Source organism: Streptomyces sp. NPDC020875 (assembly GCF_040641415.1).
In the GTDB taxonomy this organism is placed as follows: domain Bacteria; phylum Actinomycetota; class Actinomycetes; order Streptomycetales; family Streptomycetaceae; genus Streptomyces.
Genome location: NZ_JBFADP010000056.1, coordinates 22,072 through 41,739, shown reverse-complemented (window position 1 = coordinate 41,739; position 19,668 = coordinate 22,072). Strand labels below are relative to the sequence as shown.

Here is a 19,668-nt window from a genome sequence, read left to right as displayed (position 1 = left end):
CCGAGTTTGCCCAGTCGGCATGATCCTTATGCCCCGCCGGGCCGTACTCCCCCGGACGGGGGCGGCCGACGGGGCACCGTACGGAGGCGTCCGAACCCGGCACGAACCCCGCGGGTCCCGCGTCAGGAGGCCAGCGGGTCGGGGGCGGCGGTGATACCCAGCTCGGCGAGCTTGGCCCGGCCGCAGTCCGGGGAGGTCAGCACGAGCGGACCCGCCTCGGTCAGCGCGACGGAGTGCTCCCAGTGCGAGGACCAGGTGCCGTCCGTGCTGATCACGGTCCACTCGTCGGCCAGGACCTCGGTCTTCGGGGTGCCGAGCGAGACCATCGGCTCGATCGCCAGACAGAAGCCGGGCACCAGCCGGGGGCCCTTGCCGCGCTTGCGGGAGACGTAGTTCAGCAGATGCGGCTCCATGTGCATCGCGGTGCCGATGCCGTGGCCGCCGTAGTCCTCGACGATGCCGTACCGGCCGCCGCCCGGCTTGGGCTGGCGGCGGATATAGCCCTCGATCGCCCGGGAGATGTCCACCAGCCGGTTCCCGGCCTTCATGGCGGCGATCCCGGCCCACATCGATTCCTCGGTCACCCGGGACAGCTCGACCAGCTCCGGAGCGTGACCCGTGCCCACGAAAGCGGTGTACGCGGCGTCCCCGTGCCAGCCGTCGATGACGGCGCCCGCGTCGATGGAGATGATGTCGCCGTCCTTGAGGACCGTCTTGGCGTCCGGGATGCCGTGGACGACGACCTCGTTGACCGAGGTGCAGATGGTGGCGGGGAAGCCGCCGTAACCCAGGAAGTTCGACTTCGCGCCGTGATCGGCGATCACCTTGCGGGCGACCTCGTCCAGGTCCCGGGTGGTGGCGCCGGGGACGGCCGCCTCCCGGGTGGCCGCGTGGACGGCGGCGACGACCAGCCCCGCCTCGCGCATCTTCGCGATCTGCTCCGGGGTCTTGATCTGCACCATGCCCGTGTCCTTGCCTCTCACCGATCTCGTACGTAACGCGTCCGTACCGCGCCCGGCTCCGGCCCGGAGCCGGACCGCCCCGGACGCGAGGGGGCTCTCGCTCAACAGTACGGCCGCGGCGTCCACCGGACACCGCGGCCGTCGTTCGGCGTCGTACGCCGTACCGCCTCCGGGCCGTCTCGCGGCCCGGGGCGGGTCAGTCCTTCTTGCCCAGCGCTTCCATCGCCCGCCCGGTCACCTCGGTGACCGGACCGAGTGCCGAGATCGTCACGACCAGGCCCTGACCCCGGTAGTAGTCGATGATCGGCTCGGTCTGGGTGTGGTAGACCTCCAGGCGCTTGCGGACGGTCTCCTCGGAGTCGTCGTCGCGCTGGTACAGGTCGCCACCACAGGTGTCGCAGACACCCTCCGCCTTCGGCGGGTGGTACGTGACGTGGAAGACATGGCTGGAGTCGTTCCGACAGATCCGGCGGCCGGCGATCCGCTTGACCACCTCGTCCTCGGGGACTTCCAGATCCAGTACCGCGTCCAGGGTCATGCCCTCGGACTTCAGCATCGCGTCGAGGGCCTCGGCCTGGGACACATTGCGGGGGAAACCGTCGAGCAGGAAGCCGTTGCCGGCGTCCGGACGGCTCATCCGCTCCTTGGCCATACCGATGGTGACCTCGTCGGGCACCAGCTCTCCCGCGTCCATGTAGGACTTCGCCTGGCGCCCGAGTTCGGTGCCCTGGCTGATGTTGGCGCGGAAGAGGTCGCCCGTGGAGATGTGCGGGATCGACAGGTTCTCGGCAAGGTACGCAGCCTGCGTTCCCTTGCCGGCCCCGGGAGGTCCGACGAGGACGATTCGCATCAGCGGAGGAACCCTTCGTAATTGCGCTGCTGGAGCTGGCTCTCGATCTGCTTCACGGTCTCCAGACCCACACCCACGATGATCAGGATGCTCGTCCCGCCGAACGGGAAGTTCTGGTTCGCGCCTCCGAAGCCCGCCAACGCCATCGTCGGGACGAGAGCAATCAGACCCAAGTACAGCGAGCCCGGCCAAGTGATCCGGTTGAGCACGTAGCTCAGATACTCGGCAGTCGGTCGACCAGCCCGGATGCCCGGGATGAAGCCACCATACTTCTTCATGTTGTCCGCTACGTCCTCGGGGTTGAACGAGATGGCGACGTAGAAGAACGCGAAGAAGACGATCAGCAGGAAGTACGTGATGATGTAGTACGGATGGTCGCCCTTGACCAGGTGGTTCTCGATCCACGTCTTCCAGGACGAGGTACCGCTGGAGAACTGTGCGATCAGCGCCGGGATGTAGAGCAGCGACGAGGCGAAGATGACCGGGATCACACCGGCCTGGTTCACCTTGAGCGGGATGTACGTCGAGGTTCCGCCGTACGAACGGCGGCCGATCATCCGCTTGGCGTACTGGACCGGGATGCGGCGCTGGGCCTGCTCGACGAAGACGACGAGGGCCACCATCACGAATCCGATGAGGATGACGGTACTGAACTCGATCCAGCCGTCGGCGAGCTTGCCGCTCTCCTTGATGGCCCAGAGGGAGCCGAGGAAGCCGGCGGCGATCGAGATGAACATCAGGATGGACATACCGTTGCCGATGCCGCGGTCGGTGATCAGCTCACCGAGCCACATCACGGCGGCGGTGCCCGCGGTCATGGTCACGACCATGACGATCGTGGTGTAGATCGACTTGTCGGGAACGATCTCGGTACCGACGGAACAGCCCTGGAACAGCATGCCGTTACGGGCGGTGGCCACCAGGCCGGTGCCCTGGAGCACGGCGAGGGCGACCGTCAGATAACGGGTGTACTGGGTGATCTTCGCGGTACCGGACTGGCCCTCCTTCTTGAGGGCCTCGAGCCGGGGGATCACCACGGTGAGCAGCTGGAGAATGATGCTCGCGGTGATGTACGGCATGATGCCGAGCGCGAAGACGGTGATCTGCAGCAGCGCACCACCGCTGAGCATGTTCACCAGGCCGAACAGGCTGTTGTTGCTCTCGGCCGCCTGATCCACACAGGTCTGGACGTTCCGGTAGTCGACGCCCGGGACGGGGACGTGTGATCCGAGCCGGAACAGCACGATGATGCCGAGCGTGAAGAGCAGCTTCTTGCGCAGGTCGGGCGTCTTGAACGCTCGGGCGAACGCGGTGAGCACGGTGCCTCCTGCGACCCCCGCGCTACTGCGTCAGAGGTGACGGTCTTGAGGATCGACGGATACTTGTCAGCTAACTAACAGCAAAACGCCCGGCCGGGTTCCCGGTGAGGAGCCGGCCGTTCGGAATAGGTTCACAGCGGTGTGACGCCGCTACCTTACCGGCGAGGGCGCCACCCTTGGAACGACCAACCGGGGATGCCCCTTTTGGGAGGCATCCCCGGTCGGTGATTTCAGCCTTCAGCCACTGAACGGGTCTCAGACCAGTTCGGTGACGGAACCGCCCGCGGCGGTGATCTTCTCCTTGGCGGACCCGGAGACGGCGTCGACCGTCACCGTGAGCGCCACGGAGATCTCGCCCTGGCCGAGAACCTTGACGAGGTGGTTCTTGCGAACGGCACCCTTGGCGACCAGATCGGCCACCGTGACCTCTCCACCCTCGGGGTAGAGCGCGGCCAGCTTGTCGAGGTTCACGACCTGGAACTCGGTGCGGAACGGGTTCTTGAAGCCCTTCAGCTTCGGAAGCCGCATGTGGAGGGGCATCTGCCCACCCTCGAAGCGCTCCGGAACCTGGTAACGGGCCTTGGTGCCCTTGGTACCACGACCAGCCGTCTTACCCTTCGACGCCTCACCACGACCAACACGGGTCTTGGCGGTCTTGGCGCCGGGGGCGGGACGGAGGTTGTGGACCTTCAGCGGGTTCTGCTCCGCCATATCAGTCGACCTCCTCGACCGTCACGAGGTGGCGGACGGTGTGCACCATGCCGCGGAACTCGGGGCGGTCCTCCTTGACAACCACGTCGTTGAGCTTCTTCAGCCCGAGCGAGCGCAGGGTGTCGCGGTGGTTCTGCTTGCTGCCGATGTACGACTTCGTCTGCGTGATCTTGAGGCGGGCCATTACGCACCCGCTCCCGCACGCGCACGCAGCAGGGCCGCGGGGGCCACGTCCTCGAGCGGCAGACCGCGGCGGGCCGCGATCTCCTCGGGACGCTGCAGGCCCTTGAGGGCCTCCACGGTCGCGTGCACGATGTTGATCGCGTTGTCGGAGCCGAGCGACTTCGACAGGATGTCGTGAACGCCGGCGCACTCCAGAACGGCGCGCACCGGGCCACCGGCGATAACACCGGTACCGGGGGAAGCAGGCTTCAGCAGGACGACGCCCGCGGCCTTCTCGCCCTGGATGGGGTGCGGGATGGTGCCCTGGATACGGGGGACCTTGAAGAAGTGCTTCTTGGCCTCCTCAACACCCTTGGCGATGGCGGCCGGCACCTCCTTGGCCTTGCCGTAACCGACACCGACGGTGCCGTCACCATCGCCCACCACGACCAGCGCGGTGAAGCTGAAGCGACGACCACCCTTCACGACCTTGGCGACACGGTTGATCGCGACGACACGCTCGACGTACGCGGTCTTCTCGGCGGCGGCGGCGCCACCGTCGCGACCCTTCCGGTCCCGCCGCTCGCCGCCACCGGCACCGCTGCCGCGGCGCTGGGGTCCAGCCATTGGAATTACCTCTCTCTGTTACGTCCGCTAGCTCCGGAACCGGGGCTCAGAACTTCAGCCCGGCTTCGCGGGCGGCGTCGGCCAGAGCGGCAATCCGCCCGGCGTACTGGTTGCCACCGCGGTCGAACACGACGGCCTCGACACCGGCGGCCTTGGCGCGCTCGGCGACCAGGGCGCCGACCTGCTTGGCCTGGGCGCTCTTGTCGCCCTCGCCACCGCGGATCGAGGTGTCCAGGGTCGACGCCGACGCGAGGGTGTGCCCCGCGAGGTCGTCGATGACCTGCGCCACGATGTGGCGGTTGGAACGCGTCACGACCAGGCGCGGCCGCTCCGGCGTGCCGGAGATGCGCTTGCGGACGCGGATGTGGCGCCGCTTGATGGCAGCGCGCTTGTACGCGTCACCCTTGGCGATCTTCACACCGTATGCCATGGCTTACTTACCCGCCTTTCCGACCTTGCGGCGGATGACCTCGCCCGCGTACTTGACGCCCTTGGCCTTGTACGGGTCGGGCTTGCGCAGCTTGCGGATGTTAGCGGCGACCTCGCCGACCTTCTGCTTGTCGATGCCCTCGACCGAGAACTTGGTCGGCGACTCGACCTTGAAGGAGATCCCCTCGGGGGCCTCCACCAGGATCGGGTGGCTGTAGCCGAGCTGGAACTCCAGGTTGGAGCCCTTCGCGGCCACGCGGTAACCGACACCGCTGATCTCGAGCGCCTTGGTGTATCCCTGGGTCACACCGGTGATCATGTTCGCCACCAGCGTGCGGGACAGGCCGTGCAGGGCCTTGTTCTGACGCTCGTCGTTGGGGCGGGTGACGGACAGAACGCCGTCCTCGCCCTTAGCGATCTCGATGGGCGCCGCGACGGTGTGCGTGAGGGTGCCCTTGGGACCCTTCACCGCGACCGTGCGGCCCTCGATGGTGACGTCCACACCGGCGGGAACCTGGATGGGGAGCTTGCCGATACGCGACATTGCTTTTCCTCCGTTCCCGAACTACCAGACGTAGGCGAGGACTTCCCCACCCACGCCCTTCTTCTGCGCCTGCTGGCCGGTCAGGAGACCGTGCGACGTGGAGATGATCGCCACGCCGAGGCCACCGAGAACCTTGGGCAGGTTGGTGGACTTCGCGTACACCCGGAGACCCGGCTTCGAGATCCGCTTGATGCCCGCGATGGAGCGCTCACGGTTCGGGCCGAACTTGAGCTCCAGGACGAGGTTCTTGCCGACCTCGGCGTCCTCGACCTTCCAGCCCGTGATGAAGCCCTCCTGCTGGAGGATCTCCGCGATGTGCGACTTGATCTTGCTGTGCGGCATCGTCACGGAGTCGTGGTACGCCGAGTTCGCATTCCGCAGACGCGTCAGCATGTCTGCGATGGGATCAGTCATGGTCATGAATTGGCCTTCGGCCTCTCTCGCCGGGGTTTCCTGTATGCGCCATCCCTCTCCCCACACTGGGGCGGGACGGGTGCGGCGCGGGGACCTACGGCGTAGTAAGTCGTACGGGCGGCGGGCGCCCAACCCTCCAAGCCTAAGCCATGGAGGGCCGGGCTCCCACCAACCCTTTGCTTACCGAGAGACTCCGGTCATTCCCGAAAAGCGGGAACTACCAGGAGCTCTTGGTCACGCCCGGCAGCTCGCCACGGTGAGCCATCTCACGAAGGCACACGCGGCAGAGGCCGAACTTGCGGTACACGGAGTGCGGACGGCCACAGCGCTGGCAGCGGGTGTACGCGCGCACACCGAACTTGGGCTTGCGGGCGGCCTTGGCAATGAGAGCCTTCTTCGCCATCTCGCTCACGCCTCCTTGAAGGGGAAGCCGAGGTGACGAAGGAGGGCACGGCCCTCGTCGTCGTTGGTCGCCGTGGTGACCACGGTGATGTCCATACCCCGGACGCGGTCGATCTTGTCCTGGTCGATCTCGTGGAACATGACCTGCTCCGTGAGACCGAAGGTGTAGTTGCCCCGGCCGTCGAACTGCTTCGGCGACAGGCCGCGGAAGTCGCGGATACGCGGAAGCGCCAGCGACAGGGTGCGGTCCAGGAACTCCCACATACGGTCACCACGGAGGGTGACGTGGGCACCGATCGGCTGGCCCTCGCGCAGCTTGAACTGCGCGATGGACTTACGGGCCTTGGTCACGGCCGGCTTCTGGCCGGTGATCGTGGTGAGGTCCTTGACGGCGCCCTCGATCAGCTTGGAGTCGCGGGCGGCGTCGCCCACACCCATGTTGACCACGATCTTCACGAGGCCGGGAACCTGCATGACGTTCTCGTACGAGAACTCCTCGAGCAGCTTGCCCTTGATTTCCTCGCGGTACTTCGTCTTGAGACGCGGAGTGGTGGTGGTAGCCATCAGATGTCCTCACCCGTCCGCTTGGCAACGCGGATCTTGTTGCCCTCGTCGTCGAAGCGGTAACCGACGCGGGTCACGACCTTCTTGCCGTCCTTCTCCACGACGAGCTGAACGTTGCTCACGTGGATGGGGGCCTCGGTCGTGACGATCCCGCCGGCCTGCGAGGCGCGGCCCGGCTGGTTCGCCTTGGTGTGCTTCTTGACCCGGTTGACACCCTCGACCAGAACACGGTCCTCGCGGGGGAAGGCCGCGATGACCTTGCCCTGCTTGCCCTTGTCCTTACCGGTGATGACCTGGACCAGGTCGCCCTTCTTGATCTTCATGCTTACAGCACCTCCGGCGCGAGCGAGATGATCTTCATGAACTTCTTCTCGCGCAGCTCACGGCCGACGGGGCCGAAGATACGGGTGCCGCGAGGGTCGCCGTCGTTCTTCAGAATGACGGCGGCGTTCTCGTCGAAGCGGATGTACGAGCCGTCCTGGCGGCGGCGCTCCTTGACGGTGCGAACGATGACCGCCTTGACGACGTCACCCTTCTTCACGTTGCCACCGGGGATCGCGTCCTTGACGGTGGCGACGATGACGTCACCGATGCCCGCGTAGCGGCGGCCGGAACCACCGAGAACACGGATGCAAAGGATCTCCTTGGCACCAGTGTTGTCGGCGACACGCAGCCGCGACTCCTGCTGGATCACGTCTTATCTCCTGTTTGTCTGCCGGTTCCCCGGGGGCCGCTTCGGAAAGCGGCCCCCGGAGCCTGGCGGAACTGACCCGAGGGAAAGCCCTCGGGCGATTACTTGGCCTTCTCGAGGATCTCGACGACGCGCCAGTGCTTGGTGGCGGACAGCTTCCGGGTCTCCATCAGGAGGACACGGTCGCCGACGCCGGCGGCGTTCTGCTCGTCGTGGGCCTTGAGCTTGTTCGTACGGCGGATGACCTTGCCGTACAGAGCGTGCTTGACGCGGTCCTCGACAGCGACGACGACGGTCTTGTCCATCTTGTCGCTGACGACCAGGCCCTCGCGGGTCTTCCGTGCGTTGCGCTCGTTCTCAGTCACGTTGTTCTCGCTCATCAGGCGTTCTCCACCGTTTCGATGCCCAGCTCGCGCTCGCGCATCAGGGTGTAGATCCGCGCGATGTCCTTACGGACGGCCTTCAGCCGACCGTGGTTCTCGAGCTGTCCGGTCGCCGCCTGGAAGCGGAGGTTGAACAGCTCTTCCTTGGCCTCGCGGAGCTTGTTCACCAGCTCCTCGTTGCCCAGCTCGCGCAGCTCGGACGCCTTGGTTCCGGCCGACATCACGCCTCACCTGCCTCGCGCCGAACGATGCGGCACTTCATCGGAAGCTTGTGAGCAGCGCGGGTGAGCGCCTCACGAGCAATCTTCTCGTTCGGGTAGGACAGCTCGAACATCACCCGACCGGGCTTGACGTTCGCGATCCACCACTCGGGGGAACCCTTACCGGAACCCATGCGGGTCTCGGCGGGCTTCTTGGTGAGCGGGCGGTCCGGGTAGATGTTGATCCAGACCTTGCCGCCACGCTTGATGTGGCGGGTCATCGCGATACGAGCCGCCTCGATCTGGCGGTTGGTCACGTAAGCCGGCGTGAGGGCCTGGATGCCGTACTCGCCGAACGCAACCGTCGTACCACCCTTGGACATACCGCTGCGCTTCGGGTGGTGCTGCTTGCGGTGCTTGACCCTACGGGGGATCAGCATGGCGGTCAGGCCTCCGTTCCGGTGCTCTCAGCAGCCGGAGCAGCGGCGGCGGCCTCGGCCTTGGGGGCCTCGGCAGCGGCACTCTGCTGCGGCTTGCGGCCGCGACCGCCACGCTCGCCACCGCGGCCACCACGGCCGGCCGGGCGGTCGGAACCACCACGGGCCGGGCGGTTGCCGGCGCGGGCGGCGGCGTTCTCGGCGCGGACCTCGGCGATGTTCTTGACGTCGCCCTTGTAGATCCAGACCTTCACGCCGATACGGCCGAAGGTGGTCTTGGCCTCGAAGAAGCCGTACTCGACGTTCGCGCGGAGCGTGTGCAGGGGCACACGGCCCTCGCGGTAGAACTCCGAGCGGGACATCTCGGCGCCGCCGAGGCGGCCACCGCACTGGATCTTGATGCCCTTGGCGCCCGCCTTCATCGCCGACTGCATGCTCTTACGCATGGCGCGGCGGAAGGAGACGCGGGAGGACAGCTGCTCGGCCACGGCCTGGGCCACCAGCTGAGCGTCCACCTCGGGGTTCTTGACCTCGAGGATGTTCAGCTGGACCTGCTTGCCGGTGAGCTTCTCGAGGTCGCCGCGGATGCGGTCGGCCTCGGCGCCGCGGCGGCCGATGACGATGCCGGGACGCGCGGTGTGGATGTCCACCCGCACGCGGTCACGGGTGCGCTCGATCTCGACCTTGGAGATGCCGGCGCGCTCCATGCCGGACGTCATCATCCGGCGGATGGCGACGTCTTCCTTGACGTAGTCCTTGTACAGCTTGTCGGCGTACCAGCGGGACTTGAAGTCCGTGGTGATGCCGAGCCGGAACCCGTGCGGGTTAACCTTCTGGCCCATTACCGGGTTCCTTCCTTGCTGCTGACGACCACGGTGATGTGGCTGGTCCGCTTACGGATCCGGTAGGCACGGCCCTGGGCACGCGGACGGAACCGCTTCAGGGTCGGGCCCTCGTCCACGTACGCCTCGCTGATGAACAGCGTGGCGGCGTCCGGGTGGTCGTAGTTGTGCGCCGCGTTGGCGATGGCGCTGTCCAGCACCTTGCCGACGGGCTCGCTCGCGGCCTGCGGGGCGAAACGCAGGACCGCCTGAGCCTCCGTGGCGTCCATGCCACGGATGAGGTCCACCACGCGGCGGGCCTTCATGGGCGTGACGCGGATGTACCGCGCCTGGGCCCTGGCTTCCATGGTTGTCCCTTCAGTGTCTGACACGTTCGTCATAGTCGTTCACACCCCGCGTTAGCGGCGCTTCGACTTCCGGTCGTCCTTGACGTGGCCGCGGAAGGTGCGCGTCGGCGAGAACTCGCCGAGCTTGTGGCCGACCATCGACTCGGTGACGAACACCGGGATGTGGGTCTTGCCGTTGTGCACCGCGATCGTGTGGCCCAGCATGGCCGGGACGATCATCGAGCGACGGGACCAGGTCTTGATGACGTTCTTGGTGCCTGCTTCGTTCTGGACGTCCACCTTCTTGATCAGGTGGTCGTCGACGAAGGGCCCCTTCTTGAGACTGCGCGGCATCTAAACCCGCTCCTAGCGCTTCTTGTTCGTCTTGCGGCGGCGGACGATGTACTTGTTGCTCGCCTTCTTGGGAGAACGAGTACGACCCTCCTTCTGACCCCACGGGCTGACCGGGTGGCGACCACCGGAGGTCTTGCCCTCACCACCACCGTGCGGGTGGTCAACCGGGTTCATCGCGACACCGCGAACGGTCGGGCGGACGCCCTTCCAGCGCAGTCGGCCGGCCTTGCCCCAGTTGATGTTCGACTGCTCGGCGTTGCCGACCTCGCCGATGGTGGCGCGGCAGCGGACGTCGACCAGGCGGATCTCACCGGACGGCATGCGCAGGTGGGCCATCGGGCCCTCCTTCGCCAGCAGCTGCACGGAGGCACCCGCGGAGCGGGCGAACTTCGCGCCGCCGCCGGGCCGCAGCTCGATGGCGTGGATGGTCGTACCGACCGGGATGTTGCGCAGCGCCAGGTTGTTGCCGGGCTTGATGTCGGCGCCGGGACCGTTCTCGATCCGGTCGCCCTGGCTCAGGCCACGGGGGGCGATGATGTAGCGCTTCTCGCCGTCCGCGTAGTGGAGCAGCGCGATGCGCGCGGTGCGGTTGGGGTCGTACTCGATGTGCGCGACCTTCGCCGGCACGCCGTCCTTGTCGTGACGACGGAAGTCGATCACACGGTAGGCGCGCTTGTGGCCACCGCCCTGGTGGCGGACGGTCACACGACCGGTGTTGTTACGGCCGCCCTTGCTGTGCAGGGGGCGGACCAGCGACTTCTCCGGCGTGGACCGCGTGATCTCGACGAAGTCGGCGACGCTGGAGCCACGACGGCCCGGGGTCGTCGGCTTGTACTTGCGGATACCCATTGTCTCTCAGTCCTCGGAAGAATCCGGACTATCTAGACGTCCCTACCTCCGTCAGGAGGTGGGGCCGCCGAAGATGTCGATGCGGTCGCCCTCGGCGAGGGTCACGATGGCGCGCTTGGTGTTGGCGCGCTTGCCGAAACCGGTGCGGGTGCGCTTGCGCTTGCCCTGCCGGTTGATCGTGTTGACCCCGGTGACCTTGACCGCGAAGACCGCCTCGACGGCCTGGCGGATCTGGGTCTTGTTGGCGCGCGGGTCGACGACGAACGTGTACTTGTTCTCGTCCAGCAGCGCGTAGCTCTTCTCGGAAACGACCGGCTTGACGAGGATGTCACGCGGGTCCGAGTAGGTCTTGCTGGTGACGACAGCCGTGCTGTTCTCGGACATCAGGCGTCGCTCCCTTCGGTCTCGACGGCCTTGGCGGGCCCGGACACGAAGGACTCGAAAGCGGCCTTGGTGAAGACCACGTCGTCGGAGACGAGCACGTCGTACGTGTTCAGCTGGCCCGGCTCCAGGATGTGCACCTGGGGCAGGTTGCGGGCGGACAGCCACGCGGCCTCGTCGGAGCGCTCGGCGATCAGGAGCAGGTTCTTGCGCTCCGAGATCTTGCCGAACAGCGTCTTGGCGGCCTTGGTGGAGACCTCGCCCTCGATCACGCCGGAGACGACGTGGATACGGGAGTGGCGGGCCCGGTCCGAGAGGGCACCGCGCAGGGCGGCGGCCTTCATCTTCTTGGGGGTCCGCTGGGAGTAGTCACGCGGCACGGGGCCGTGGACGACGCCACCGCCGGCGAACTGCGGGGCGCGGGTCGAACCCTGACGGGCGCGGCCGGTGCCCTTCTGGCGGTACGGCTTCTTACCACCACCGCGGACCTCGCCACGCGTCTTGACCTTGTGCGTGCCCTGACGGGCGGCGGCCAGCTGCGCGACGACGACCTGGTGGATCAGCGGAACGCTGACCTTGGCGTCGAAGATCTCGGCCGGGAGCTCGACGGTCCCGGTCTTGTCGCCCGCGGGCGACAGAATGTCAATGGTGCTCATAGTCCCTTAGGCCCCCTTGGCCGCGGTGCGGACCAGGACGAGGCCGCCGTTCGGACCAGGAACCGCGCCCTTGATGAGCAGCAGGCCCTTCTCCGCGTCAACGGCGTGAACGGTCAGGTTCTGGGTGGTGACCCGCTCGTTGCCCATACGGCCCGCCATGCGGAGGCCCTTGAACACACGGCCCGGGGTGGCGCAGCCACCGATGGAACCGGGCGAGCGGTGCTTGCGCTGGGTACCGTGACCGGCGCCGAGGCCCTTGAAGTTGTGACGCTTCATGACACCGGCGAAGCCCTTGCCCTTGCTCTTGCCCGTGACGTCGACCTTGACGCCGGACTCGAACACCTCGGCCGTGATCTCCTGGCCGAGCGTGTACTCGCTGGCGTCGGAGGTACGGAGCTCCACCAGGTGGCGGCGCGGGGTCACATCGGCCTGGGCGAAGTGGCCCTTGAGGGGCTTGTTCACCTTGCGCGGGTCGATCTCGCCGAAGGCGATCTGAACCGACTCGTAGCCGTCGCGGTCATTGGTACGGACCTGGGTAACGACACAGGGCCCGGCCTTGACGACGGTCACCGGGACGACACGGTTGTTGTCGTCCCAGACCTGGGTCATGCCGAGCTTCTCGCCCAGGACGCCCTTGATCTGCTTTGCCATCTCTTCCGCGCCTCTCAGAGCTTGATCTCGATGTCAACGCCGGCCGGAAGGTCCAGGCGCATCAGCGAGTCAACGGTCTTGGGCGTCGGGTCGAGGATGTCGATCAGGCGCTTGTGCGTACGCATCTCGAAGTGCTCGCGCGAGTCCTTGTACTTGTGCGGCGACTTGATGACGCAGTACACGTTCTTCTCAGTGGGCAGCGGCACCGGGCCCGCGACCGACGCACCAGTACGCGTCACCGTCTCGACGATCTTCTTCGCCGAGGAATCGATGACCTCGTGGTCGTAGGCCTTGAGCCGGATGCGGATCTTCTGTCCCGCCATGGCTACTCAGTAGTCCTGTCTCTTCGTACGCTCCGGAACCCGGCGGGTACCGCGATTCCCTCCGACCCACGCGGTCGGGCGTGTCGCACTCCCTCTACGCAGATGTCCCAGGGGACATCCCAACCAAGGGGGTGCGGGCCGAGCCCGCGTGCCGGGGGAGAACCACCCACCGGATGCCTGGTCGGTACCCCGCTGACACTTCCCGGAAGATTCCCGTACGTCCGCTCCAGCGCTGCCCGCGGACCTTGCGGCCTTGGGCAGTTGGGGCGACGAGTACTGTGGGACTCGCTTCCGGTCCTCCCGGCGGGAGGCGCGCAGCATCGGCACTCAACCGAGCAACCCGACTAGTCTGCCATACAGGGCCGGGACCTGGCCAATCGGGCGGAAGAGGGTACCCGCAGCACCCCCGCTGTCAAACTCCGGCACACCCGGCGGGCCGGGAAGGTTCACCGGGCCCGGCCCCGGTACCACCACCGGGACAGCGCCCGGCCGACCCCCGCGCCAACCTGCGGAATCACCGCCTCCGAGGGACGGGGGGCCGTCCGGTCCGGCCGGCGCGCGAGGGCTCCCCGGGCCCGGAGCCGTACCGCGGCACCGTACGGCGGAACCGGCCCGCGACGCGGCCGGCGGAACCGTCCGGCGGCAAATTCATTCGAACCCTCCCCCGGCCGTTCCTACAGTGGGCGACTCGCGGACCTGTGTGCGTCGGCCGCGTGGGCGCATGCCGCACGGAAGCCGGGAACCGAGGAACCGAAGAATCGGGAGGGGGAGGGACGGATGCGTATCCAGTACCCCCGTACGCCCCATCTGCCCTGGTCCCCCGGGGCGAGCCCGGACGATCTGCGGATCACCCGGGCCGGGGCGGGCTCCTTCGCCGGGCGCGAGATCGTCGTCACCGAGAAGCTCGACGGCGAGAACACCACCCTCTACCGGGACGGTCTGCACGCCCGCTCACGCGACTCCGGCCACCATCCGTCCCGGACCCGGGTCAAGGCGCTCCAGGCCGTGACCGGCCGGGCGATCCCGCCCGGCTGGCGGATCTGCGGCGAGAACCTGCTCGCCCGGCACTCCCTCGGCTACGACGACCTCGACGCCTACTTCTACGGCTTCTCCGTCTGGGACGACCGGAACCACTGCCTCGGCTGGGACCGTACGACCGCTTTCCTGCGCGGTCTCGGCATCCCCGTACCGAGGGTGCTGTGGCGCGGCGACTACGACGAGAGGGCCCTGCGGGCGCTCCGGATCGACCCGGCCCGGCAGGAGGGATACGTTGTCAGGACCACGGCCGGGTTCGGCTACGGCGAGTTCGGCGACCGGGTCGCCAAATGGGTCAGGCCCCGGCATGTCACTACCGACCGGCACTGGATGCACTCCGCCGTCGTCGAGAACCGCCGGGGCCCGGGGGCCGTGCTGTGGGACGTCCGGGCGGGCGCGCCGGTGACCGCCGGTGAACTGGGCACGGCAATCGCCCCGGTACTCGCCCCGGCGCGGACGGCGGGGCGGGACACGGGCCCCGGGGCGCCGCCGACCGGCACGTACGGCCCCTCCCCCGGCGCGCGGCCGACCGGCCCGGGTCGGGGCGGCCCGGACGCCCCCGGCACATACCTCCCCGACACGTACGTCCCCCTCACCACCGGCACCCGGCTCGATCTGCCGGAAGCCCTCGCCGGTCTCGACCTCCTCGGCGACGAGCGGCTGACCGCCGCCCTCGGCCTGCTGCTGGCGGCCGGGAAACGCGGCCCGCTCGCCGGGCGGCTCGCGCCCCTCGTCGGGGTGCGGACCGCCCGCCGGGTCGCCGACCTGGTCAGGCTGCGGCCCAAGCTGTACCGGCCGTTCCCCGACGAGGAACGGCGGGCCGGTCTCGTCCGGCTCGCCTACGCCGCCGACCCTCGGATCCTGCACACCGTGGCCCACGTACTCGCCCCGACCCCCGAGGCCCGGGAGCTGACCGAGTGGTCGGCGCTCTGGGCGGCCGACGCCGGGCTCTTCGAGCACCCCGCGCCCTGGGAATCGTGGTCCTTCGGCGGCCTCGCCCCCGATCCGGCCGACCGCTGCCGGGCCGAGGCCAGGGAGGCGTACGCCCGGGGCACGGTCGGCGGGGCGCGGGAGGCCGTCGCGGCGACCTGGCGGTGGCGCGACGGGGCCTTCCCCCGGCTGATCCAGCTCGTCGGACCGTCCGGCAGCGGCAAGAGCCGGTTCGCGGCGGGTGTCCGGGCCGACCGGTGCATCTCCCTCGACGCGCTGCGCGAGGAAGCCGGGGACCGGACGGACCAGCGGGCCGACGACGACGTACTGCGGCGCGCCGTCGCCCGGCTGGACGCGGCCCTCGCGGACGGCGGGACCACGGTCTGGGACGCCACCGGTATCGACCGGCACCAGCGGGCCCGGGTCCTGGCGGTCGCCGCCCGCCGGAACGCGCTGGTCACCCAGGCCGTGACGGTGGTCGACCCGGCGGAACTGGTCCGCCGCAACCGGGTACGGGAACATCCCGTACCGGCCGCCGTACTCGACCGCCAGCTCCGCCGCTACACGCCCCCGTACCCGGGTGAGGCGCACCGGACCTGGTACATCGGCGCCGACGGCACCGTCGAGGACGGCGACAACACTGGCGGGGACCGGACGGAGAGCGGCGGACATGCGGACGAGTGAGCAGATCTACCACCGGGTGCGGTGGGACGCCCGCTTCGACCCGGGCCGGTTCGTCATCGGCGTCGCCCAGCGGGGCGGCGCCGCACCGAAACGGATCCCGCTGCCCTCGTTCGCGCCCGGCGGAGACGTCCCCTGGCACCGGGTGATCTTCTTCGAGGCCGACGGGGAACGGCTCTGGGACCGGGAGACCGGTACCGACCGGCTCGACACCTCGGACGCCGGCCGGGCCCGGGCGCCGAGACTGCTGGCCCCGCCGTTCTTCGAGCCGGTGGCGATCGGGGCCGTAGGGGCGGACCCCGGGCGGGCGGCGAGCCGGACGCCCCGGGTGCTGACCTGGAACACGCTGTGGGACCGGTACGACGCCGAGCGCGTCGAGACCGCCCGCCGCCGCCCACTGCTGCTGGCCGCGCTGCGCGCCGCCGACGCGGAGGTGATCGCGCTCCAGGAGGTGGAGCCACCGCTGTACGACCTGCTGCGGGACGCGGAGTGGGTCCGGGACGGCGGCTGGTCGCTGGTCCCGGGGCGGCGGGCGGCCGGGGAGTACGGGCTGCTGATCATGTCCCGGCTGCCGGTCCGGGAGGCCGGACTGCACGTCCTCGGCCCCCACAAGGCGGTACTCGCGGTCGTCGTGGAAACCGCCGGCGGGCCGCTGACCGTCGCCACCACCCATCTGACCAGCGACCACACCGCCGACGGCCCGGCGCTGCGGCGGGCCCAGCTCGCCACCCTGCGCCGGGGCCTCGCCGGAGCCGAAGGCGACCTGGTGCTGATGGGCGATATGAACGACGCCACCCGGCTGCCCGGCGAAACCCTCGGCCTGGACGACGCCTGGACGGACGACGGGGCCGAGACCGTGCCCGACGACCCCGACGCGCCGACCTTCGACCCCCGGGTCAACCCGCTGGCGGCCATCAGTTCCCTCACCGGCCGGGCGGGCCGGATCGACCGGGTGTTCCTGCGCGGCCGGTACCTGGCGGCCCGGGCCCGGCTGGTCGGTACGGTGCCGGACCGCACCGGCCTGTACGCCTCCGACCACTACGGCGTCCTCGCCGAACTCGCCCCGCGCCCCACGGTCCCCCGCCCCACCGCCGACCACACGGGCGCGGCCCGGGCCGCCGACACACTGCGCCGGATCGCCGACGCGTTCCCCGAGGGCTTCGTCCATCTGGTGGGCTCCCGCCGGACGGAGTGCGAACTGCCGGGCGCCGATCTCGACCTGGTCGCCGCGCTGCCGGGCACGCCCGCGATCGAGGACGTCCGCGAACGGATCCGGCGGGCGGTCCCCGACGCGGGACGGCCCCGGGTGGTCACCGGGGCGCGGTCGGACGGGCTGCGGTTCAGTACCGGCGGGCTCGATGTCGACCTGGTCGTGGCGGGCACCGGCGACATACCCCCGGGGCGGGCCGTGGAGCGCCGTACCGAACTGGGTGAGGCGGCGGCGATCGCGCTGAGCGCCGTCAGCGACGGCGACGCGGTCCTCCAATCGGCGGGCGCGGCCCGCCGCGACGACTTCACCGCCCTCGCCCGCGCGGTGAAAGCCTGGGCCCGGGCGAAGGGCCTGGACTCGGCGCCCTTCGGCGGACTGCCCGGCCTGGGCTGGGCCGTGCTCGCGGCCCGTACCGTACGAGACGCGGACCCGGCGCTCCTCGCGGCGGGCGGCGACGAACCCCTCCGGCACTTCTTCGCGACCTGGGCGGCCCGCGACTGGGACGCCGACGCCCGCGACCCCGTACGGCTGACCACCCCCACAGCACCGGCCCGCTCCCTGACGGCCACGATGGGCACCGGCGCCCGGACGGCCCTGGCCCGCGAGCTGTACGACGCCTGGCACCTCCTGGAGACGACACCCCCCGGCACCGACCCCTGGCCCGCCCTCACGGCCCCGCCCCCGCTGCCGGACCGCCACACCGCCTGGGCCGTGATCTCCGTCCCGGCCCCGGACCCCGCCCTTCTGGGCCGGGTCCGCGGCCGGATCCGCGCCCTGATCGCCCTCCTGGAGGAGTCGGGCCTCCCGGACGTCCAAGGCTGGCCGCACCCGCTCGGCACGCCCCCGCTCCACTTCACGATCGGCCTCGGCCCGACACCCCCGTCGCCCACCCGCTTCACCACCACCACGGCGGGCTGGACGGCCGGCCTCCCGGGCGTGACGCTGACCCTGCGCCGGGAGCTTCCCGGGCCACTCGGTCAGGAGTAGCGGGGCAGGTTCTCCGTGGAGATCGTCCACTCGCCGATGGTGACGTCCTCCCCGTAGACGAAGTCCTTCCGGCTGGCGTAGCGGGGACCGCTCGCCGTGGGATGGATCTCGGAGAACACCGCGCCCTCCCCCGTCCGGGGATCGAAGATCACATAGAGGGGGATCCCCAGCAGGGGATAGTCCCGGATCTTGCCCACCCAGTCGTTGTCCGGATTGGACCTGGACACGACCTCGATCGCCGCCACCAGCGACCGGGGGTCGAAAGGCCCCTCGACCTCCATATCCTTCTCGGAGATCACCATCACGTCCGGATGCCGCAGCACCCCCCGGGCGATGTCCTCGACATCCGGCGTCCCGGTATGGGCCAGCAGCCCCTCCGGCATCACCTTCTCCAGCCGCCGACTGACCCGCGCGGCGGTCAGCTCGTGCGGCCCCCCGGGAGACATCATGTCGTGCACAATCCCTTCCAACGTGATCTCGAGCTTGCCCGGCACGCTGTCCTGAAGACGCTCGGCTACATCCCGCATCCGCTGGTACTGGAAGACATCGCGCTCTATCTGATCTGGGGCCAGGGTCATGGCACTCGCTCCCTTTGACTGCGGTCCGGGCAAGCGGCCGGAGATCCGCCTCCATGCTAGAGGTACGTCGATTTCGAAGGCCGTCGTCAACCTTCCGAACACCGATCACTCGTTCGCATGAATATACTGAATTACGTATCTTCATGCGATCGATGTGCCTAGCGTCTATGCCATGGTCACTTCCCCACACGAGGCCGCGCACCGGATCTTCCAGGACCGGCCCGAGTTGCTCAGCCCGGTCTTCCGGGTCCTGGGCGTCCCTTTGCCCGCGAAGACCTCCATCGAGGTACTCACGGGCGATGTCACCGAGATCCGGCCGCTGGAGCGCCGGGTCGACAGTCTGCTGCGGGTCGAGTCGTCGGACGGCGAGCGGTTTCTGCTGGCCGTGGAGGCACAGCGGCGGCGCGATCCGGAGAAGGCCGCCAGCTGGACGTACTACCTCGCCTACCTGAAGGCGAAGTACGGGATCCCGGCCCTGCTGCTGGTCGTCTGCCACGACCGGGCCACCGCGAAATGGGCGGCGGGGCCGTTCACCACGGGAGTCGAGGGCTGGACCGCCCTCAGCACCCACCCGATGGTCGTGGGGCCGGAGAACCTGCCGGTGATCACCAGCCCCCGCGAGGCCCGGAAGAACCTCGCACTGGCCAGCCTTTCCGCCCTGACACACACCACCCATCCGGAGGTCGACGCCATACTGGAGGCGCTGGCCTCCGCGCTCGGATCCGCCGCCAAGGACGGCGAGTCGGGCGACTACTTCACCGAACTGCTGGAAATCGGCCTGGGCGACACCCCGGCCGGAGCACACTGGAGGAACCTGATGGCAGTAGGCACGTACTTCCCCGGCCGAGGCACCATGATCGAGCGATCGTTCCTCAAGGGCGTCGCCGAAGGGCAGGAAAAGGGCCTCGCCGCAGGACGCGAGAAGGGCCTCGCCGAGGGGCGCGCCGCAGGGCAGGCCGCAGAGCGTTCCCGGCTGATTCTCAGCGTCCTGGAGAAGCGCGACATCCCCACCACCGACGACCACCGCGCCCGGATCGCCGACTGCACCGACCTCGATGTGCTCGACCGCTGGTGGGACCGAGTACTCACCGTCGACAGCGCCGAGGAACTGTTCACCGACGAGCACGACGACCCCCAGGGCTGAACGCCGCGGTCCCGGCCGGAGCACAC

28 protein-coding genes are annotated in these 19,668 nt (G+C 68.9%); 3 read left to right on the top strand and 25 right to left on the bottom strand.

The window, feature by feature from the left end; genetic code table 11:
• Nucleotides 1–122: 122 nt before the first annotated feature.
• The 24 genes from map to rpsJ form a co-directional block, all read right to left on the bottom strand.
• Nucleotides 123–962 (bottom strand): type I methionyl aminopeptidase, encoded by an 840-nt coding sequence (gene map, locus AB0G74_RS27585; protein WP_361151353.1) that lies wholly within the window; start codon nucleotides 960–962, stop codon nucleotides 123–125.
• Between the two features lie 196 nt (nucleotides 963–1,158).
• A complete protein-coding gene (locus AB0G74_RS27580; protein WP_361151350.1) occupies nucleotides 1,159–1,812 on the bottom strand; it encodes an adenylate kinase in 654 nt (217 codons plus the stop codon).
• Complete coding sequence (gene secY / locus AB0G74_RS27575; protein ID WP_361151348.1) at nucleotides 1,812–3,131, bottom strand: preprotein translocase subunit SecY; 1,320 nt, start codon at nucleotides 3,129–3,131, stop codon at nucleotides 1,812–1,814. Before secY ends, AB0G74_RS27580 begins: the two co-directional genes overlap by 1 nt.
• A gap of 255 nt (nucleotides 3,132–3,386) precedes the next feature.
• Nucleotides 3,387–3,842 (bottom strand): 50S ribosomal protein L15, encoded by a 456-nt coding sequence (gene rplO / locus AB0G74_RS27570; RefSeq protein ID WP_361151346.1) that lies wholly within the window; start codon nucleotides 3,840–3,842, stop codon nucleotides 3,387–3,389.
• 1 nt (nucleotide 3,843) lies between these two features.
• Nucleotides 3,844–4,026, bottom strand: coding sequence for a 50S ribosomal protein L30 (gene rpmD, locus AB0G74_RS27565; RefSeq protein ID WP_006347219.1), 183 nt, complete (start codon nucleotides 4,024–4,026; stop codon nucleotides 3,844–3,846).
• Nucleotides 4,026–4,631, bottom strand: a complete 606-nt coding sequence (gene rpsE, locus AB0G74_RS27560; RefSeq protein ID WP_030201551.1) for a 30S ribosomal protein S5 — start codon at nucleotides 4,629–4,631, stop codon at nucleotides 4,026–4,028. Before rpsE ends, rpmD begins: the two co-directional genes overlap by 1 nt.
• A gap of 46 nt (nucleotides 4,632–4,677) precedes the next feature.
• On the bottom strand, nucleotides 4,678–5,061 hold the full coding sequence (gene rplR / locus AB0G74_RS27555) for a 50S ribosomal protein L18 (RefSeq protein ID WP_361151342.1): 384 nt from the start codon (nucleotides 5,059–5,061) through the stop codon (nucleotides 4,678–4,680).
• A gap of 3 nt (nucleotides 5,062–5,064) precedes the next feature.
• On the bottom strand, nucleotides 5,065–5,604 hold the full coding sequence (gene rplF, locus AB0G74_RS27550; protein WP_361151340.1) for a 50S ribosomal protein L6: 540 nt from the start codon (nucleotides 5,602–5,604) through the stop codon (nucleotides 5,065–5,067).
• A 21-nt stretch (nucleotides 5,605–5,625) separates the two neighbouring features.
• Nucleotides 5,626–6,024, bottom strand: coding sequence for a 30S ribosomal protein S8 (gene rpsH / locus AB0G74_RS27545; protein ID WP_006347222.1), 399 nt, complete (start codon nucleotides 6,022–6,024; stop codon nucleotides 5,626–5,628).
• Between the two features lie 211 nt (nucleotides 6,025–6,235).
• The gene (locus AB0G74_RS27540; RefSeq protein WP_003956452.1) at nucleotides 6,236–6,421 is read right to left on the bottom strand and encodes a type Z 30S ribosomal protein S14; all 186 of its coding nucleotides are present in this window, start codon (nucleotides 6,419–6,421) and stop codon (nucleotides 6,236–6,238) included.
• A 5-nt stretch (nucleotides 6,422–6,426) separates the two neighbouring features.
• On the bottom strand, nucleotides 6,427–6,984 hold the full coding sequence (rplE, locus tag AB0G74_RS27535) for a 50S ribosomal protein L5 (protein WP_358823837.1): 558 nt from the start codon (nucleotides 6,982–6,984) through the stop codon (nucleotides 6,427–6,429).
• Nucleotides 6,984–7,307, bottom strand: a complete 324-nt coding sequence (rplX, locus tag AB0G74_RS27530; RefSeq protein WP_351226551.1) for a 50S ribosomal protein L24 — start codon at nucleotides 7,305–7,307, stop codon at nucleotides 6,984–6,986. Before rplX ends, rplE begins: the two co-directional genes overlap by 1 nt.
• A gap of 2 nt (nucleotides 7,308–7,309) precedes the next feature.
• Nucleotides 7,310–7,678 carry a 50S ribosomal protein L14 gene (gene rplN, locus AB0G74_RS27525; protein ID WP_003956455.1) on the bottom strand — a complete coding sequence of 123 codons (369 nt, stop codon included), beginning with the start codon at nucleotides 7,676–7,678 and terminating at the stop codon, nucleotides 7,310–7,312.
• Nucleotides 7,679–7,776: 98 nt separating this feature from the next.
• The gene (gene rpsQ / locus AB0G74_RS27520) at nucleotides 7,777–8,055 is read right to left on the bottom strand and encodes a 30S ribosomal protein S17 (protein ID WP_006347225.1); all 279 of its coding nucleotides are present in this window, start codon (nucleotides 8,053–8,055) and stop codon (nucleotides 7,777–7,779) included.
• A complete protein-coding gene (gene rpmC / locus AB0G74_RS27515) occupies nucleotides 8,055–8,279 on the bottom strand; it encodes a 50S ribosomal protein L29 (RefSeq protein ID WP_351565954.1) in 225 nt (74 codons plus the stop codon). The genes rpsQ and rpmC overlap by 1 nt, the downstream gene beginning before the upstream one ends.
• Nucleotides 8,279–8,698 carry a 50S ribosomal protein L16 gene (rplP, locus tag AB0G74_RS27510; protein ID WP_006347227.1) on the bottom strand — a complete coding sequence of 140 codons (420 nt, stop codon included), beginning with the start codon at nucleotides 8,696–8,698 and terminating at the stop codon, nucleotides 8,279–8,281. Before rplP ends, rpmC begins: the two co-directional genes overlap by 1 nt.
• A 5-nt stretch (nucleotides 8,699–8,703) precedes the next feature.
• A complete protein-coding gene (gene rpsC / locus AB0G74_RS27505) occupies nucleotides 8,704–9,537 on the bottom strand; it encodes a 30S ribosomal protein S3 (protein WP_361151333.1) in 834 nt (277 codons plus the stop codon).
• Entirely contained in the window at nucleotides 9,537–9,884 is a 348-nt protein-coding gene (rplV, locus tag AB0G74_RS27500; RefSeq protein WP_361151378.1) for a 50S ribosomal protein L22, read from the bottom strand. Before rplV ends, rpsC begins: the two co-directional genes overlap by 1 nt.
• A 51-nt stretch (nucleotides 9,885–9,935) precedes the next feature.
• Nucleotides 9,936–10,217, bottom strand: a complete 282-nt coding sequence (gene rpsS, locus AB0G74_RS27495; protein ID WP_003948639.1) for a 30S ribosomal protein S19 — start codon at nucleotides 10,215–10,217, stop codon at nucleotides 9,936–9,938.
• 12 nt (nucleotides 10,218–10,229) lie between these two features.
• A complete protein-coding gene (gene rplB, locus AB0G74_RS27490) occupies nucleotides 10,230–11,066 on the bottom strand; it encodes a 50S ribosomal protein L2 (RefSeq protein ID WP_361151331.1) in 837 nt (278 codons plus the stop codon).
• Between the two features lie 51 nt (nucleotides 11,067–11,117).
• Nucleotides 11,118–11,450 (bottom strand): 50S ribosomal protein L23, encoded by a 333-nt coding sequence (gene rplW / locus AB0G74_RS27485; protein ID WP_358823834.1) that lies wholly within the window; start codon nucleotides 11,448–11,450, stop codon nucleotides 11,118–11,120.
• On the bottom strand, nucleotides 11,450–12,103 hold the full coding sequence (gene rplD, locus AB0G74_RS27480) for a 50S ribosomal protein L4 (RefSeq protein ID WP_358823833.1): 654 nt from the start codon (nucleotides 12,101–12,103) through the stop codon (nucleotides 11,450–11,452). Before rplD ends, rplW begins: the two co-directional genes overlap by 1 nt.
• Before the next feature lie 6 nt (nucleotides 12,104–12,109).
• Entirely contained in the window at nucleotides 12,110–12,754 is a 645-nt protein-coding gene (gene rplC / locus AB0G74_RS27475; protein ID WP_361151327.1) for a 50S ribosomal protein L3, read from the bottom strand.
• A 14-nt stretch (nucleotides 12,755–12,768) separates the two neighbouring features.
• The gene (gene rpsJ, locus AB0G74_RS27470; RefSeq protein WP_003948644.1) at nucleotides 12,769–13,077 is read right to left on the bottom strand and encodes a 30S ribosomal protein S10; all 309 of its coding nucleotides are present in this window, start codon (nucleotides 13,075–13,077) and stop codon (nucleotides 12,769–12,771) included.
• 777 nt (nucleotides 13,078–13,854) lie between these two features.
• On the opposite strand from rpsJ, the gene AB0G74_RS27465 reads away from it, so the two are divergent.
• Together AB0G74_RS27465 and AB0G74_RS27460 are read left to right on the top strand one after the other, a co-directional pair.
• Nucleotides 13,855–15,726, top strand: a complete 1,872-nt coding sequence (locus AB0G74_RS27465; RefSeq protein ID WP_361151325.1) for an RNA ligase family protein — start codon at nucleotides 13,855–13,857, stop codon at nucleotides 15,724–15,726.
• A complete protein-coding gene (locus AB0G74_RS27460) occupies nucleotides 15,713–17,920 on the top strand; it encodes an RNA repair domain-containing protein (RefSeq protein ID WP_361151323.1) in 2,208 nt (735 codons plus the stop codon). Before AB0G74_RS27465 ends, AB0G74_RS27460 begins: the two co-directional genes overlap by 14 nt.
• Here the strand turns inward: AB0G74_RS27460 and AB0G74_RS27455 are convergent.
• The gene (locus AB0G74_RS27455; RefSeq protein ID WP_361151320.1) at nucleotides 17,911–18,498 is read right to left on the bottom strand and encodes a Uma2 family endonuclease; all 588 of its coding nucleotides are present in this window, start codon (nucleotides 18,496–18,498) and stop codon (nucleotides 17,911–17,913) included. The genes AB0G74_RS27460 and AB0G74_RS27455 overlap by 10 nt on opposite strands.
• A gap of 172 nt (nucleotides 18,499–18,670) precedes the next feature.
• On the opposite strand from AB0G74_RS27455, the gene AB0G74_RS27450 reads away from it, so the two are divergent.
• Entirely contained in the window at nucleotides 18,671–19,642 is a 972-nt protein-coding gene (locus tag AB0G74_RS27450) for a hypothetical protein (RefSeq protein WP_361151317.1), read from the top strand.
• Nucleotides 19,643–19,668: the final 26 nt, after the last annotated feature.

What these genes read in the sequence shown, in the direction of transcription:
- AB0G74_RS27460 (WP_361151323.1), top strand. Translation starts at nt 15,713, where the DNA reads ATGCGGACGAGTGAGCAGATCTACCACCGGGTGCGGTGGGACGCCCGC.
- AB0G74_RS27540 (WP_003956452.1), bottom strand. Translation starts at nt 6,421, where the DNA reads ATGGCGAAGAAGGCTCTCATTGCCAAGGCCGCCCGCAAGCCCAAGTTC.
- rplX (WP_351226551.1), bottom strand. Translation starts at nt 7,307, where the DNA reads ATGAAGATCAAGAAGGGCGACCTGGTCCAGGTCATCACCGGTAAGGAC.
- rplO (WP_361151346.1), bottom strand. Translation starts at nt 3,842, where the DNA reads ATGGCGGAGCAGAACCCGCTGAAGGTCCACAACCTCCGTCCCGCCCCC.
- rplP (WP_006347227.1), bottom strand. Translation starts at nt 8,698, where the DNA reads ATGCTGATCCCCCGTAGGGTCAAGCACCGCAAGCAGCACCACCCGAAG.
- rplE (WP_358823837.1), bottom strand. Translation starts at nt 6,984, where the DNA reads ATGGCTACCACCACCACTCCGCGTCTCAAGACGAAGTACCGCGAGGAA.
- AB0G74_RS27465 (WP_361151325.1), top strand. Translation starts at nt 13,855, where the DNA reads ATGCGTATCCAGTACCCCCGTACGCCCCATCTGCCCTGGTCCCCCGGG.
- rpsS (WP_003948639.1), bottom strand. Translation starts at nt 10,217, where the DNA reads ATGCCGCGCAGTCTCAAGAAGGGGCCCTTCGTCGACGACCACCTGATC.
- rplB (WP_361151331.1), bottom strand. Translation starts at nt 11,066, where the DNA reads ATGGGTATCCGCAAGTACAAGCCGACGACCCCGGGCCGTCGTGGCTCC.
- rpsE (WP_030201551.1), bottom strand. Translation starts at nt 4,631, where the DNA reads ATGGCTGGACCCCAGCGCCGCGGCAGCGGTGCCGGTGGCGGCGAGCGG.
- rpsH (WP_006347222.1), bottom strand. Translation starts at nt 6,024, where the DNA reads ATGACCATGACTGATCCCATCGCAGACATGCTGACGCGTCTGCGGAAT.
- rplC (WP_361151327.1), bottom strand. Translation starts at nt 12,754, where the DNA reads ATGGCAAAGCAGATCAAGGGCGTCCTGGGCGAGAAGCTCGGCATGACC.
- rpmD (WP_006347219.1), bottom strand. Translation starts at nt 4,026, where the DNA reads ATGGCCCGCCTCAAGATCACGCAGACGAAGTCGTACATCGGCAGCAAG.
- rpsQ (WP_006347225.1), bottom strand. Translation starts at nt 8,055, where the DNA reads ATGAGCGAGAACAACGTGACTGAGAACGAGCGCAACGCACGGAAGACC.
- rplD (WP_358823833.1), bottom strand. Translation starts at nt 12,103, where the DNA reads ATGAGCACCATTGACATTCTGTCGCCCGCGGGCGACAAGACCGGGACC.
- AB0G74_RS27580 (WP_361151350.1), bottom strand. Translation starts at nt 1,812, where the DNA reads ATGCGAATCGTCCTCGTCGGACCTCCCGGGGCCGGCAAGGGAACGCAG.
- rpsJ (WP_003948644.1), bottom strand. Translation starts at nt 13,077, where the DNA reads ATGGCGGGACAGAAGATCCGCATCCGGCTCAAGGCCTACGACCACGAG.
- rpmC (WP_351565954.1), bottom strand. Translation starts at nt 8,279, where the DNA reads ATGTCGGCCGGAACCAAGGCGTCCGAGCTGCGCGAGCTGGGCAACGAG.
- map (WP_361151353.1), bottom strand. Translation starts at nt 962, where the DNA reads ATGGTGCAGATCAAGACCCCGGAGCAGATCGCGAAGATGCGCGAGGCG.
- rplV (WP_361151378.1), bottom strand. Translation starts at nt 9,884, where the DNA reads ATGGAAGCCAGGGCCCAGGCGCGGTACATCCGCGTCACGCCCATGAAG.
- rplF (WP_361151340.1), bottom strand. Translation starts at nt 5,604, where the DNA reads ATGTCGCGTATCGGCAAGCTCCCCATCCAGGTTCCCGCCGGTGTGGAC.
- rplR (WP_361151342.1), bottom strand. Translation starts at nt 5,061, where the DNA reads ATGGCATACGGTGTGAAGATCGCCAAGGGTGACGCGTACAAGCGCGCT.
- rplW (WP_358823834.1), bottom strand. Translation starts at nt 11,450, where the DNA reads ATGTCCGAGAACAGCACGGCTGTCGTCACCAGCAAGACCTACTCGGAC.
- rpsC (WP_361151333.1), bottom strand. Translation starts at nt 9,537, where the DNA reads ATGGGCCAGAAGGTTAACCCGCACGGGTTCCGGCTCGGCATCACCACG.
- AB0G74_RS27455 (WP_361151320.1), bottom strand. Translation starts at nt 18,498, where the DNA reads ATGACCCTGGCCCCAGATCAGATAGAGCGCGATGTCTTCCAGTACCAG.
- AB0G74_RS27450 (WP_361151317.1), top strand. Translation starts at nt 18,671, where the DNA reads ATGGTCACTTCCCCACACGAGGCCGCGCACCGGATCTTCCAGGACCGG.